At 36.7% G+C, this 14296-nt stretch carries 19 protein-coding genes; 15 read left to right on the top strand and 4 right to left on the bottom strand.

The window, feature by feature from the left end; all coding sequences use genetic code 11:
* Window positions 1-8 precede the first annotated feature (8 nt).
* Window positions 9-959, bottom strand: a complete 951-nt coding sequence (locus tag CLV94_RS02375) for an erythromycin esterase family protein (RefSeq protein ID WP_121374854.1) — start codon at window positions 957-959, stop codon at window positions 9-11.
* Between the two features lie 209 nt (window positions 960-1168).
* Between CLV94_RS02375 and CLV94_RS02370 the strand changes: the two genes are divergently transcribed.
* From CLV94_RS02370 to CLV94_RS02330, 9 genes are all read left to right on the top strand, one after another.
* Complete coding sequence (locus tag CLV94_RS02370; protein ID WP_121374853.1) at window positions 1169-1945, top strand: 3'-5' exonuclease; 777 nt, start codon at window positions 1169-1171, stop codon at window positions 1943-1945.
* 52 nt (window positions 1946-1997) lie between these two features.
* A complete protein-coding gene (locus CLV94_RS02365; RefSeq protein WP_121374852.1) occupies window positions 1998-2609 on the top strand; it encodes a fumarylacetoacetate hydrolase family protein in 612 nt (203 codons plus the stop codon).
* A complete protein-coding gene (locus tag CLV94_RS02360) occupies window positions 2609-2953 on the top strand; it encodes an Hpt domain-containing protein (protein WP_121374851.1) in 345 nt (114 codons plus the stop codon). Before CLV94_RS02365 ends, CLV94_RS02360 begins: the two co-directional genes overlap by 1 nt.
* A gap of 45 nt (window positions 2954-2998) precedes the next feature.
* Window positions 2999-4264, top strand: coding sequence for a competence/damage-inducible protein A (locus CLV94_RS02355; RefSeq protein WP_121374850.1), 1266 nt, complete (start codon window positions 2999-3001; stop codon window positions 4262-4264).
* A 71-nt stretch (window positions 4265-4335) separates the two neighbouring features.
* A complete protein-coding gene (rpmB, locus tag CLV94_RS02350; protein WP_056069897.1) occupies window positions 4336-4572 on the top strand; it encodes a 50S ribosomal protein L28 in 237 nt (78 codons plus the stop codon).
* Between the two features lie 25 nt (window positions 4573-4597).
* Window positions 4598-4780, top strand: a complete 183-nt coding sequence (gene rpmG / locus CLV94_RS02345) for a 50S ribosomal protein L33 (RefSeq protein ID WP_056069900.1) — start codon at window positions 4598-4600, stop codon at window positions 4778-4780.
* A 9-nt stretch (window positions 4781-4789) separates the two neighbouring features.
* The gene (locus CLV94_RS02340) at window positions 4790-4942 is read left to right on the top strand and encodes a DUF4295 domain-containing protein (protein WP_113988621.1); all 153 of its coding nucleotides are present in this window, start codon (window positions 4790-4792) and stop codon (window positions 4940-4942) included.
* Between the two features lie 165 nt (window positions 4943-5107).
* On the top strand, window positions 5108-6061 hold the full coding sequence (ftsY, locus tag CLV94_RS02335; protein ID WP_121374849.1) for a signal recognition particle-docking protein FtsY: 954 nt from the start codon (window positions 5108-5110) through the stop codon (window positions 6059-6061).
* 8 nt (window positions 6062-6069) lie between these two features.
* Window positions 6070-6279 (top strand): hypothetical protein, encoded by a 210-nt coding sequence (locus tag CLV94_RS02330; protein WP_121374848.1) that lies wholly within the window; start codon window positions 6070-6072, stop codon window positions 6277-6279.
* A gap of 10 nt (window positions 6280-6289) precedes the next feature.
* Here the strand turns inward: CLV94_RS02330 and CLV94_RS02325 are convergent, their stop codons facing one another.
* Entirely contained in the window at window positions 6290-7357 is a 1068-nt protein-coding gene (locus tag CLV94_RS02325; protein ID WP_121374847.1) for a serine hydrolase domain-containing protein, read from the bottom strand.
* A 104-nt stretch (window positions 7358-7461) separates the two neighbouring features.
* Between CLV94_RS02325 and CLV94_RS02320 the strand changes: the two genes are divergently transcribed.
* Both CLV94_RS02320 and CLV94_RS02315 read left to right on the top strand, forming a co-directional pair.
* Entirely contained in the window at window positions 7462-7902 is a 441-nt protein-coding gene (locus tag CLV94_RS02320; protein WP_121376207.1) for a lipoprotein, read from the top strand.
* Window positions 7883-8179, top strand: coding sequence for a DUF721 domain-containing protein (locus CLV94_RS02315; RefSeq protein WP_121374846.1), 297 nt, complete (start codon window positions 7883-7885; stop codon window positions 8177-8179). The genes CLV94_RS02320 and CLV94_RS02315 overlap by 20 nt, the downstream gene beginning before the upstream one ends.
* A 76-nt stretch (window positions 8180-8255) precedes the next feature.
* On the opposite strand, the gene CLV94_RS02310 is transcribed toward CLV94_RS02315, so the two are convergent.
* Both CLV94_RS02310 and bshC read right to left on the bottom strand, forming a co-directional pair.
* Complete coding sequence (locus CLV94_RS02310) at window positions 8256-8675, bottom strand: nucleoside-diphosphate kinase (RefSeq protein WP_121374845.1); 420 nt, start codon at window positions 8673-8675, stop codon at window positions 8256-8258.
* Window positions 8676-8782: 107 nt separating this feature from the next.
* Window positions 8783-10381: a bacillithiol biosynthesis cysteine-adding enzyme BshC gene (gene bshC / locus CLV94_RS02305; RefSeq protein WP_121374844.1), complete on the bottom strand. Its 1599-nt coding sequence runs from the start codon at window positions 10379-10381 to the stop codon at window positions 8783-8785.
* Between the two features lie 533 nt (window positions 10382-10914).
* Here bshC and CLV94_RS02300 point away from each other — a divergent pair.
* The 4 genes from CLV94_RS02300 (at window position 10915) to CLV94_RS02285 (ending at window position 14285) form a co-directional block, all read left to right on the top strand.
* The gene (locus tag CLV94_RS02300) at window positions 10915-12306 is read left to right on the top strand and encodes an RtcB family protein (protein ID WP_121376206.1); all 1392 of its coding nucleotides are present in this window, start codon (window positions 10915-10917) and stop codon (window positions 12304-12306) included.
* 11 nt (window positions 12307-12317) lie between these two features.
* Complete coding sequence (gene prfH / locus CLV94_RS02295; RefSeq protein ID WP_121374843.1) at window positions 12318-13007, top strand: peptide chain release factor H; 690 nt, start codon at window positions 12318-12320, stop codon at window positions 13005-13007.
* On the top strand, window positions 12994-13518 hold the full coding sequence (locus tag CLV94_RS02290; RefSeq protein ID WP_121374842.1) for a tetratricopeptide repeat protein: 525 nt from the start codon (window positions 12994-12996) through the stop codon (window positions 13516-13518). Before prfH ends, CLV94_RS02290 begins: the two co-directional genes overlap by 14 nt.
* Window positions 13519-13601: 83 nt before the next feature.
* Window positions 13602-14285, top strand: a complete 684-nt coding sequence (locus CLV94_RS02285) for a hypothetical protein (RefSeq protein WP_121374841.1) — start codon at window positions 13602-13604, stop codon at window positions 14283-14285.
* The last annotated feature ends 11 nt before the right edge of the window (window positions 14286-14296 follow it).

The following is a 14296-nucleotide window of genomic DNA, read 5'->3' as shown; positions in this document are numbered from 1 at the left end:
ACTGTGTTCTATTCAAGGATAAAAGATGCAGTAGTTTCGCGAACGAATACAATAGCATCAAAATCTAAACCTGGCTGTATCGGCAAGGCTCTGCTCTCTGTCCATACCGAATAGATGTTGGTGATTTTGTTTTTATTCTGCAAAAAAGGATTTGATTTTTTGTGAAAAGAAAGAAAAAAGTTGCCTGCTTTTGCTTTAGAAAACAATCCAGAAAATGTATTCGGATCGGAATCAAAACTATGTTTTGCAATTTTTCCTTCCGCGATTACATTTACGCTTCCCTTATAAGTGTCAAAACCCAAAGCATAGTATTTAGAACCGAATTCTTGCTTTAGATAACCGCCCATTGCCTCAACTTCTGCCATGGTTTTGTCTTTTGCTATGTGTACGTTATGGCTCCAGATAATTGTTTTCAGCTTATCGACTTTTTGTGTCTTAATAATTGTTTCGGCCATGTTTTTGTCTCGTGTAAGAGGGTCGTGCCAAAAATCTTCGCTGTCAAATCCAAAAAGAACTACTTTTTTAGAAGCCGTCTGTTTTTGGTTGTATTCTTTTATCCATTGAAAAAGTTCGAAAATTTCCTGAGTATTGTACAGCATGAGGTCTTTCATAAGTCCTTTCAGGTCTCCGTTTCCATTTTGGATATAGTCATTAATAGGCTTGAGGTAGGCTTGCGTGAGTTCAAGGCCAATTAGATTATAATTGCTATTCGTGATTAAATATTGAATGATGTCTGCTTTTTGGGTATAAAATTCGTGCGTTCCATGCGAAGCCTCTCCTAATCCTAGAATAGTATTTTCTTTTAATTCCGAATCCAAAAATGAAAAAGTGGTATCAGAGGAATGATTTTCAGCTAAAGAAACTGCATTCTCATTAATCCATTGCAAGTTTTTGTCTTGTGAATAGGCTGAAAGGCTAGAGAAGATAAGAGTAAATGCGACGATTGTTTTTATTTTCATATCAGAGTTGTTAATTGCCCGAGGCAAAAAGTAAATCTAATGAAAAACTTAGAAGGAGTAGTTTTTTTCTTCATAAATTCTTGAAGACTCTAGAAAATAAGAAGCTGACAATAAAAGGTTTTGATGTTTGTCTATAGCATAAACAGTAAACTTTTGAACAGAAATTCAATACAAAAACCGTTATCTTTGCAGTCCATAAAAACAAGAAAATGGAACTTAAACTGACAAAACCAATCTGTTTTTTCGACCTCGAAACCACAGGAATCGATATCTGTAAAGACAGGATTGTAGAAATATCAATATTTAAAGTTTTCCCAAACGGAAATAAAGAAAGCAGGACCTGGCTTGTAAATCCAGAAATGCCTATACCACCGCAGACTACTGCTGTTCATGGAATTACCAACGAAAAAGTAGCGAATGAGCCGACTTTTAAAGAATTGGCCGTTACGATTCACACTATGGTAAAAGATTCAGATTTGGCCGGATTCAATTCAGATCGATTCGATATTCCGCTATTAGCAGAGGAACTATTGCGTGCCGGAGTTGATTTTGATATGAAAAACCGAGTTGCGGTAGATATCCAGACAATTTTCCATAAAAAAGAAGAAAGAACCTTAAGTGCTGCTTATAAATTCTATTGCGGACAGAGCCTTGAAAATGCGCATTCTGCCGAAGCTGACACTATGGCGACTTATGAAATATTAAAAGCGCAGTTGACTCGTTATGAAGATCTTCCTCATGATATGAAATCGCTTTCGGAATATACAACACGAAAAAAATCAGTTGATTTTGCAGGTTTTATCGCTTTAGATAAAGACAACGAAGAAATCTTTACTTTCGGAAAACACAAAGGCGCCAAGGTTGAAAAAGTCCTTGAGGCCGAGCCGGGCTATTTTGGATGGATACAAAATGCAGACTTTCCGCTATATACTAAAAAAGTATTGACGGCAATCAAGCTGAGAAAACTGAATAACAAACTAAGCTAGTAATATCCATCTGTGATTTTTTACTAGAATGTGAAAACATAACATTGAGTTTATGAAAATAATCTGCATCGGAAGAAATTATACCAAGCATATCGAAGAGTTGCAAAACGAGAAGCCTTCGGAGCCTGTAATTTTCTTAAAACCGGATACTGCAATACTTCCTAAAAATTTTCCTTTTTTTATTCCAGAATTCAGTAACGACATTCATCATGAGGTCGAAATTTTGGTCAAAATAAATAGGGTAGGAAAACATATAGAGCCTAAATTCGCTCACAAATATTATGATGAGATCGGCTTAGGGATCGATTTTACGGCACGCGATGTACAAGCAACCCTAAAAGAAAAAGGACTTCCGTGGGAAAAAGCCAAAGCATTTGACGGTTCGGCGGTCATTGGAGAATTTTTGCCAAAATCGCAATTCAATTCTCTAGAAAATCTTACATTTGAATTGACCAACAACGGAAAACCAGTCCAGATTGGAAATACAAGCCACATGCTCTGGAAGATTGACGAACTTATTTCTTATGTTTCGCAATATTTTACGCTGAAAATCGGCGATATTATATTCACTGGAACGCCAGAAGGAGTTGAAAGAGTCAATCCAGATGATATTCTGGAAGGATTTTTAGAAGGACATAAATTATTTAGAATACAAGTAAAATAATGGCTATACATTACAATCTAGCAAAAGTCTATGAGATTTCGGATAACGATAGCGAGTTTGTCCAAGACATCATAAATCTTTTCGTAACTGAGGTTCCGGCTGACTTGAAAAATGTCAAAAAAGGAATAAAAGAGAAAGACTATAAGCTGGCTTATGGCCATGCCCATAAGATCAAGCCAACTTTAGATTTGCTTGGCATGACCGTAGCTTTCGAAGAAATTCTTTTGATTGAAGATTGGACAAAACGCGAGGGAAAAAAGAAAGAAATCAAAGAAACCTACAAAAGTATAGCAGATAGGGTTGAGAAAGCGGTCAAAGAAATCCGTAAGGATTTTAATATTTAGTTCGTTTAAAATTCTCAGGTCTGCAATCCAAAATCAAAAATATCTGTGAAAGCAACTATTGTAACCATAGGAGATGAAATCCTGATCGGGCAGATTATCGATACCAATTCTGCTTTTATAGCAAAATCTCTAGACAAAATAGGGATTGATATCCACGAAGTAATTTCTATCAGCGACAGCCGAGATCATATTTTAGCAACGTTGAAATACCTTCAAAACCAAGTAGAACTGGTTGTTATTACCGGCGGTTTAGGTCCGACGAAAGATGATATCACCAAAAAAACGCTTTGCGATTATTTTGAAGATGAATTGGTTGTAAATGAACAAGTCCTTGCTCATGTGACAGAATTAATCGAAGGATTTTACAAGCGTCCAATTTCCCAAATAAACAAAGACCAAGCACTTGTTCCGTCAAAAGCGACTGTGTTGCACAATAAAGTTGGCACGGCGCCAGGAATGTGGCTCAAAAAAGAAAATACAGTATTTGTTTCTCTTCCAGGCGTTCCTTACGAGATGAAATATCTCATCGAAAATGAAGTTGTGCCAAAAGTGGTAAGAGAATATAAACGTCCGTTTATTATTCATAAAACCGTACTTACCTACGGACAAGGAGAAAGTCTTGTGGCCGAAAGAATTGAAGCCTGGGAGAACAATCTTCCTGAGTTTATAAAGCTGGCCTATTTACCAAGCCCAGGAAGAGTGAGGCTCCGTCTTTCTGCGCGAGGAACAGACGAGCAAGTTCTGCAAAATGCTATTGAAGAAAATGTAGATTCGCTTTCAAAGATTATAGGCGATATTATCGTAGGCTACGATGAAAACGAAACCTTAGAAGTGATTCTTGGCAGATTGCTAACGAAAAATAAAATGACAGTTTCTACGGCCGAAAGCTGTACAGGAGGCAAAATAGCCCAATTGCTTACTTCGATTCCAGGTTCTTCAGTTTATTTTAAAGGAGGCGTAGTGAGTTATGCAACCGAAGTAAAGACCGAAATTTTAAAAGTTCCGCAAGAGCTGATTGAAAAGTATTCTGTTGTAAGCCGAGAAGTAGCTATTGAGATGGCGCTTGGAGCTCAAAAATTGCTTCAAACCGATTATGTCATTGCTACTACAGGAAATGCAGGGCCAGAAAAAGGAGATTCGCCGGCGGAAGTAGGAACGGTTTTTATTGCTTTGGCAACGCCAAATCCGGCTCCAAATAATATAATATGCGAAGAATTCCACTTTGGCCAACCGCGCGAAAAAGTCATTGATAGAGCGGTAAATACGGCTTTTGAAATGCTTCAGAAAGAAATTTTAAAAAATCTACTTTAATTATTTTGTATAAAGGTTTCTTTTTTGTTTCTTTGCACCCTGATTTTGAATAACGATAAAAGATAAGCATAATGTCAAGAGTTTGTGACCTTACGGGTAAAAGAGCGATGGTTGGAAACAATGTTTCCCACGCGATGAACAAGACTAAGAGAAAATTTTCTGTAAACTTAGTTAAAAAACGTTTTTATCTTCCTGAAGAAGACAGATGGATTACTCTTAGAGTAGCTGCATCTACAATAAAAACTATCAACAAAAACGGAATTGCTGCAGTTTTGAAAGAAGCTAAAGCTAACGGATTTATTAAATAATCCTTCCTAAATAATATATAGCAAGATGGCAAAGAAAGGTAATAGAATCCAGGTAATTTTAGAATGTACTGAGCACAAAACTAGTGGTCAACCAGGTACATCAAGATACATAACAACAAAGAACAAAAAAAATACTCCAGACAGATTAGAGATTAAAAAATTTAATCCAATCTTGAAAAGAGTAACTGTTCATAAAGAAATTAAATAATTATTAGTCATGGCAAAGAAAACCGTAGCAACCTTACAGACAGCTTCTAAGAGATTAACAAAAGCTATCAAAATGGTAAAATCTCCTAAGACTGGTGCTTACACTTTCGTTGAAAGCGTTATGGCTCCTGAATTAGTTGACGAGTTCTTGAAAAAGAAATAATCATTCAGACATTATATAGAAAAGCTACTTTCATTCGGAAGTAGCTTTTTTATTTTTATATTTGTCTTGAAATTTAGAGAAGACGAATCATGTTGTTTTCCTTAAATTTTAGGAATATTAGAATCTATAAAATCTGATAGCCGCAAAATCTAACCAATCAAAAAAATGAGTTTTTTTAAGAAAATATTTTCATCAGAAAAAAAAGAAAGCCTTGATAAAGGCCTAGAAAAAACAAAAACCTCTTTCTTTTCAAAGCTTACCAAAGCCGTAGCGGGGAAATCAAAAGTTGATGATGAAGTTCTTGATAATCTAGAAGAAATCTTAGTTTCATCAGATGTAGGTGTAAATACGACCCTGAAAATCATCACTAGAATTGAAGAGCGTGTTGCCAATGATAAATACCTCGGGACTGACGAGCTGAATCAAATCCTTCGTGAAGAAATTGCAGGATTATTATCAGAAACAAATTCTGGCGAAGCCACAGAGTTTGAAATACCAAAAGATAAAAAACCTTATGTCTTGATGGTTGTCGGAGTCAATGGAGTTGGGAAAACAACTACCATTGGAAAGCTGGCTCATCAATTCAATAAAGCTGGATACAAAGTTGTTCTTGGTGCTGCCGATACTTTTCGTGCTGCAGCTATCGATCAATTGCAGATTTGGGCAGACAGAGTTGGCGTTCCTATCGTAAAACAGCAAATGGGAAGCGATCCCGCTTCTGTAGCTTTCGATACCCTTCAGTCCGCAGTTTCTCAAAACGCTGATGTCGTAATCATTGATACAGCCGGGCGTTTGCACAACAAAGTAAACCTAATGAACGAATTGACAAAAGTAAAACGCGTGATGCAGAAAGTCGTAGCCGATGCTCCCCACGATGTTTTATTAGTTCTTGACGGATCTACTGGCCAAAATGCTTTTGAACAAGCCAAACAATTTACGGCTGCCACTGAAGTTTCAGCTCTTGCTGTAACTAAATTAGATGGAACTGCAAAAGGCGGTGTTGTAATCGGAATTTCAGACCAGTTCCAAATACCTGTGAAGTATATAGGCGTAGGAGAAGGGATTGAAGATTTGCAAGTTTTTAATAAAATAGAATTTGTAGATTCGTTTTTTAAATAAAGACTACTATGGCCTTTTCAATAAAAAATGTAAAACCGCTACACCTTTATATCTTGTTCGTGCTCTTGATTTTTATATCGAGATTTTTTGAAGGCAAGATACAGGCGCTCTATTATTTATTTGTGTTTTTAGGATGGGCCGCATTTTTTATGGCAGCTCGGAACCTTATCAAAGGAGGCTTTGGAAATAAGAAACACGTCAATGCAAAAAAGAAATAAAATAAATGCGCTAATTAATTAGCGCATTTATTTTTTGCCACAAGACTTCATCAAAATCAGATAAGGCCAGATTGACGTTGTCGGCCGCATCGCCCATTCGAATTACGACCATCTTCCGACTAGGAATTACGTAGATTTTCTGGTCATTTTTGCCTAACGCCATAAACATGTCATTTGGGCCGTCCGGAATTATGCTCCCAGAAAATTGTAGCTGCGTCTGAGGCAGATGATAACTGGATTTTCCGTTTAGCCACCATAAATACCCATACCCTAGATTGATATTTTGAGACGTGTTTGTCGCGGCATTAAGGTAATTTTCATTCAGTATCGCTTCATTATTCCACTTCCCTTTGTTGAGCATGAGCAGGCCAAAACGGGCCATGCTTCGGGTGGTACTCCAATAAACGCTGTTGTTTCCAGACTGAATCCAAGCGCCATTCATTCCTATCTTGTCTCTTAATTTTGTATTGAAATAACTGCTGTACGTTGTTGAGACGGCAGCTGCCACGACATCTTGAAGCTTGACATAGACATTATGATAGGCCCAGCGTGTTCCTGCATCAGCTTTATAAGTAAGGCATTCAGGCTCTACACAATCACCATTATCAATATCTTCAAGCCCAGAAGTCATGGTAAGCAAATGCTTATTCGTTATCAGGTTTTCTTTTGCCAAGGGAAGGCTTGTCCATCCATGGCCTAGATAATCTGAAACCTTGTCGTTAATGTTCAGATGGTTTTCCTGTTCAGCAATTCCAACCATTGTCGCTGTCAACGTTTTTCCTGCACTTGCCCAATACCAGTTGGACGAAGCAGAATGCCCGTTGAAATAGTTTTCCATCACAATCTTTCCATCAACTAAAATGATAAAGCCTTTGGTGTGTTTTTCTTCCAAATAAGAAAGGAGCGGTGTTGTAGCATTTTCATTCCATCCTAATGAACTCAATGATTTTGTTTCCCATAATGCATTTTCTTCCAAAGGTGGAAAGTATAAGGATTCAGACGGACTGGATTCATTGCTTTCAGAACTGCATCCGGCCAAAGCAAGGATAAGAAACAAAGGGTAGTATATTTTTCTCATGGTGGTAGGGTTTCTTATATAGACTTTAAAAATACCAAATAGTTTAACCTAGAAGCTTTTTTATCATGACAAATAGTGGTAATTTTATTTTTTTAAATTTTAAGATGAAAAAAGGAGTTCTGTTACTGTTTACAACGCTGATGCTTACGGCCTGCGGCCAGAAAGTATCAAAAGAAGATGCTAAAAAACTGAATGGCTATTGGGAAATCGAAAAAGTAATTTTGGCCGATGGATCGGAAAAAGATTATAAAATCAATACGACATATGATTTCTTTGAAATTGGCAGTAATTATAGAGGCTTTCGTAAAAAAGTAAGTCCACAGTTGAACGGAAAATTTCTTGCAGATGATTCTTCCGAAGCAGTTGAAATTGTAGAAAAAGATGGAAAGATATATCTGGATTACAAAACAGAATATGCGAAATGGGAAGAAGAATTAAAATCGATTTCTGAAGATAAGATGACCATTGTTAACCAGCAAAAAATAGAATACCAATATAAAAAAGCAACCCCGATAAACCTGCTAGATGGCGAAGAGACTAAATAATGACAGTTCGGTTGGAGATGTTTTGAAGCATATCATCGAAGCCAATAAACTCCAGCCTGGAATTGATCAAATTGCGGTAAAAGAAGCTTGGATTTCCTTGATGGGCAATGGCGTAAATAGTTATACCAAAGAAGTCACGTTACGTAAAAATACGCTATATGTAGAACTTACTTCAGCGGTATTACGACAAGAATTGAGTTACGGAAAAGAGAAAATTATACGAATGATCAACGAAGAATTTCGTCGGGATATTGTCAAGGAAATAATTTTTAGATAGATTCAAAAGAGTAAATATTAAACATAAAAAAATCCGTTTCATTTGAAACGGATTTTTTTATTTAGTTTGCCTCGAATTAGAATTGCTCTCTTCCAGCGAAGTGGAAAGCACCTTCGATAGCTGCATTTTCATCGCTATCAGAACCGTGAACAGCGTTCTCTCCGATTGATTTTGCATATTTTTTACGGATAGTTCCTTCAGCAGCATCAGCAGGATTTGTAGCCCCGATTAAAGTTCTGAAATCTTCAACAGCGTTATCTTTTTCTAAGATTGCCGCTACGATTGGACCTCTAGACATGAATTCAACCAATTCTCCGTAGAATGGTCTTGCGCTGTGAACAGCATAAAATTTTTGAGCATCAGCTACAGTAAGCTGTGTCAGTTTCAAAGAAACAATTTTAAAACCACCTTCTGTAATCATGTTTAAAATTCCGCCGATGTGTCCGTTTTCAACTGCATCAGGCTTAATCATTGTGAATGTTCTATTCGTTGCCATTGTATTTTTTTTAGATTTGGCGCAAAAGTAGTGTTTTTTAACAGAACACGAAAAACAATTGCAAGAATTAGGAGTATAAATTTAAGTATTGTCTGAACTGACAGTCACTAAAGAACTACGACTTTAAATTCTTGCTCCAAAGGATTCAATTCTTCAAACAATTTATCGAGCAGCACATCGCCATATCCGAGATAAAACTCAGAAAAGTTCACAATCCTTTCCTGCAAGCTTTTGTTCGGGAATAGCTCATTCTGAAGATCAGCTATGCGTTCCAATTCTTCTTGATGCTTTTTCTTTTCAGCTTTTAGCAGCCGTTTCTCCAGATTATCTAAACCTTTGATCTGTTTGACTTCTTGTGCTTTAACAGCTCCGATAAAAGACTTATCGGTTTGATTTGCCATTTCGTTTAGATCATCAAATTGTTTTCTTAAAAATGCTTTCTGCTCTGTAAAATCAATTGGGAATTCTGAAAACGTTTTCACTTTAGCATTCATCAAATCTTGTTGTTTTGAAAATAGGTCTTTCCACGTTAGATTTAATTTGTCTGCTTTTTTTGCTAATTTTTCTGTAGCTAAAAGAACCGAATTTCGCAAAAGCAAAATAGGAAAAGTAACGTCAGAAGCTTCAAAATATGATTTTAATTCCAACCAATAGGCTAATTCGCCGCCGCCGCCGATATAGCAAAGATTCGGCAAGATGACTTCTTGATATAGAGGTCGCATGATAACATTAGGGCTGAACTTTTCAGGATGGTTTTCTAGCAGTTGTACTATTTCTGATTGCGTAAATTTTAGTTCTCTGTTGTTGATATAGTAGTATCCGTTTTGCAGAATAATTCGCTCACGGAAATCGTCTTCGATATAAAAAAGGTTGATTTCGCGTGGATTTACTTGGATATTATAATCTTTTAGCTTTTCGGAAGTTTCCATTACCTTTTGATACGAGGTCTGTTTCAGAAGCTCTTCCTTTGCATGGGGAATAAATATCTTTTTTAGTTCAGGAGTATCAGCATCCAAAATCACTAAGCCCGTTTTTCCAAATAATTCGTTCGCAAGAAAGCGAGTCGCATCCGCCAAATTAGTATGATTTACATAGGATTCATGAAACAGTTTTTTAAGATATTCCGCATTTTTTCCGATGCCTAGTTCCAAAGAAAAAATTTCAAAGACCTCTTCTAATCCTTGAGTAGACAATCTTCCTACTGGTCCGCCGCTTTCTGTATTCCAACGTACTTTTTTTCCATGGAGATTGAAATAGTTGATTTCTTCAAAATCATGATCTTCCGTTGCCATCCAATATACTGGCACGAAATTATACTCAGGATATTTTAATTTTAATTGCTTCGTAAGATTGATCGTCGAAACGATTTTATATAAAAAATACAATGGTCCAGTAAACAAGTTTAGCTGATGCCCGGTCGTAATCGTAAATGTTTTAGAACTTCCCAATGCTTGAATGTTCAATTTTGTCAAGTCAGAAACATTGAGTTTTGAATATTGTTTTTCTAAAGCAGAAACCAACGTTTTTCGCTTCAAATTATCACTTGAATTGAAATTCTTTTCTTTTTCAAGCAATTGCTTTTCAAAATTTTCTAAAGTAGGAAATCGATGGTAAAGCGACTGTACGTCTGGTTTTTGATTTAGATAATCGTTGATGAGCGATGTGAAATAACCAGATTCTTGATAACTGATACAGTCGGTTGGCATAGTTTAGAAATTTTTGTAAAAATAAATAAAATTAAGGCATAAATAATTAAATAAGTCTTAAAGTCGAAAGTCAAAAAGTCGAAAGATAAATGGCTTTTTAATTACGATAAATACGATAAACAGGGGACTTTATGACTTCCAACTTTAAAAACTTTCGACTTTTTTACAATTAAATTTGGATAATCCGAAAACTATTCTAAATATTTGCACACGAAAAAATTAGTAACACTTTTAAAACGAAGAAAAATGTTTGTATCAACATCATCATTTCAAAGCTACTCACCAACAGGATTTGGTGCGGTGCGACTTCGTGGCTTATTTCAATCTTAGAAATACATTTTTAGATATATGAAAAAGCCCGAAGCCATTTAGTTTCGGGCTTTTTTATTCTAGACACTTCAAAATTTTCCCGAAAATCAGTTCCATTATTTATCCGAAGGGATAAAAGGTTTAGCACGCTTATGTCTCATTTTTAAATTATTTAGAAATTGATTCAAGGCTGTGCGCAAAGAAATTATGAATCAACAAAATTTATGGGAAATAAATTATCTGGAAAAGACCTTATCAAATTAGGCTTTCCAAAAAACAATTCAATAAATATCGCCTTAGGGCAGATAAATAGATATAGAAAAAGAGAAAAAAAAGAATCTATCCTAGCAGAAGCAAAAGAAGTTTTGCTCTATCCGGATAAATTCAGCGGACATGGAACTTGGGGGAAAGTTGCCGAAGGTTTGATAAATCCTGTGCAAGTGAGAATGCACCAATTGAAAACGACGCGAGTTCCATTTACGATTTTTGGAGAAAATGAAATCGATGAACAGGCCAAGTTTCAATTGTATGACTCATTGAAACTGCCGATTTCGATAGTAGGGGCTTTGATGCCCGATGCGCACTCAGGATATGGTCTGCCGATTGGGGGTGTTTTAGCAACAGACAATGCGGTGATTCCGTATGGAGTTGGTGTCGATATTGGTTGCCGCATGAGCCTTTCGATTTTTGATCTGCCGGCATCCTTCCTGAAAGGGAAAGATCATCAGCTGCAGGGTATCTTGAAAGACCATACCAAGTTTGGAATGAATGAAACGCATGCAATAAAGGCGGATCATGAGGTATTTTACAGACAAGAATTTCAAGACATTCTGCTGTTGAAACGCCTTTTGGACAAAGCTTATAAACAGTTAGGTACGTCTGGAGGAGGAAATCATTTTGTGGAGTTTGGAATAGTCAAAATCGATAATCCGCTTGACGAGTGGAAGATAGGAGCAGGGGAGTATTTCGCTGTTCTTTCGCACAGCGGATCGCGAGGATTAGGAGCTAATATTGCGAAGCATTATACCTATCTGGCAACAAAACAATGTCCGTTGCCAAAAAATGTACAGCATTTGGCTTGGCTCGATCTGAACACGCATGACGGAAAGGAATATTGGCTGGCAATGAATCTGGCTGGTGATTATGCCAAGGCTTGCCATGACGATATCCATCGGAGAATAGCCAAAGCGCTTGGAAAAAGAGTAGTAGTGACCATCGAAAACCATCACAATTTTGCATGGAAGGAAATGGTCAATGGCAAGGAATGTATCGTTCATAGAAAAGGAGCGACTCCAGCGGCAGAAGGACAATTGGGAATCATTCCAGGTTCGATGACTGCGCCAGGCTATATTGTTAGAGGAAAAGGAAATACAGAAAGCTTGAATTCGGCTTCTCATGGTGCCGGAAGATTATTTTCAAGAGCAAAGTGCAAAAGTACTTTTACGCAAAGCGAAATTAAAAAAGTGCTGCAGGCCAATGATGTCACTCTGATTGGAGGCAATATTGATGAAGCACCCATGGCATACAAAGACATTACGAAGGTAATGGCGAACCAGAGCGAATTGGTAGAAGTACTTGGAACTTTTACTCCGAAAATTGTCAGGATGGACCGTTAAAAAGTAAAAAAATGGAAAAAATAATTCAGATAACAGCGGGTCGCGGACCTGCAGAATGCACTTGGGTAGTTGCCCAAGTGCTTAAAAAAGTTTTGGAAGAAGCACAAGAACAGCAACTCGAAGCTATAGTGTTGCAGCGACAAGCAGGTTCTGAAAATGGAACGGTCGAAACAGCTACAGTTTCCTTGAAAGGAAAAAATGCTACAACCTTTGCAAATTCTTGGTTGGGAACGATTCAATGGATCGGGCAAAGCCAATTCAGAAAGATGCACAAACGCAAGAATTGGTTTATCGGAATTTTTGAAATAGAGCCACAAAAGAATTGGACAGTTTCAGAAAACGATATCCAGTACCAAGCAATGCGAAGTTCAGGAGCAGGAGGTCAGCACGTCAACAAAGTGAGTTCTGCTGTCAGAGCGACACATCTGCCGACAGGAATTGCTGTCGTGGCAATGGACAGTCGTTCGCAGCACCAAAACAAAAAACTGGCAACAGAACGATTATTAAAAAAATTAGAAGGCGAAACCTTGCAAGAACTCAAGAATCATGTCGGTAAGCAATGGGAAAACCAGTTGAATATTCAGCGTGGTAATCCCACAAGAACATTTACCGGCACAGATTTCAAGAAGAATAAAATTGAGAAAAGCTACAAAGGAATACGCCAGAAATTAAAAACAGATTTAAGAAATGAAAACAATTGATAAATATGTATTCCAAGCATTGGATAGCTATCCATATTCGCTTGAAGAAACCATAGAGTCTTTAGATTACGCTTTTTCCTATGATGCTAAAAATACCATGGTGCTTTGTCTTTACGGAAGAATTCAAGCAGAACAGCTATTGAATTATGAAGCTGCTAAAAATTACTTTGAAGAAGCCTTTACGATCAATATCCATGCGCTTGAAGTCTATCCGCATTATATCCAAACGCTTATCCTAAATGAAGATTATGAAGAAGCGCAGAAACTAATCGATTTTGCACTTACTATTAAAGGTATAAGTAAAGCCGAGATTTTTATAAAGAAAGCCATTCTGTTTGAGGCGCAGCATGAATTCAAGAAAGCAAAGAAAGAAATCAGGAATGCGAAGTTGCATTCTATTTGCTATGCTTCAGAATCTGAAATCAGCGAAGTTGAAAAGAGGATTAAGAATAAGATGGAGTTGGTTAAAAAGAAAAAAGTAAAGCCTAAAAAGAAATCAGGAAAAAAATAATTTTATAAAATGGAATCGGTTTTGTCTGAAATTTAAGATATATGTGTTATGTTTGAAATGAATATAAAAAAGACAAACCTTTTATGAGAGCACTCAAAATTATTTCAGATTTACTTCCGATTCCAAGTTATACGGTAATCTTAATCTGTTTTTTCTTTCCGTTTATAACCATCAAATGTGGTACGACAGAATTGGTTTCTGTAACTGGTTTTGACTATGTTGTAGGAACAGACATGAAAGAAAAAATGAAAAGCAATGAATTTTCAAAAAAAATGCAGGAAAAACTAGGAAAAGATTTGTTTGATACGACTCAAGATTCTTCAGTTGATGAAGATGGAAATCCGAAGAAAACAGAAGGGCTTCCGTTGCCAGCAGAAACTGCTGATGAGAAAAATTCAAGAATCGCGATGATGATTATGATGGGGATTCCGTTTCTGATGGCTATAGCCGGACTCATATTCAGTTTTATAAGAATCAAACGTAAAGGTTTGCTGCATATCATTTTTTCAGCCATCGGATTTGTGGTGTTGCTGATTTTCGGTATCATCATCAAAAGTTCGAGCGAACTGAACGCCGTTTCATCAATGGCTGATGGTATGGGAGGTGGAATGATTTCTATTGGAATGGGAACGTCTTATTATATGGCAACCATTCTGTTCTTACTTATAATCATGTTTTTTGGGATGGAAAAATACCTAAAAAATCTCTATAAAGAAGAGCAAGAAATTCGGGAAGAAGCACTCGATGAATTCCTGACTAAAGATTAAATTTAGAATTC

The sequence above is a fragment of the Flavobacterium endophyticum genome (assembly GCF_003634455.1).
GTDB classification, from domain to species: Bacteria; Bacteroidota; Bacteroidia; order Flavobacteriales; family Flavobacteriaceae; genus Flavobacterium; species Flavobacterium endophyticum.
The sequence above is the reverse complement of the archived record's forward strand: the minus strand, read 5'-3'. Positions and strand labels throughout refer to the sequence as shown.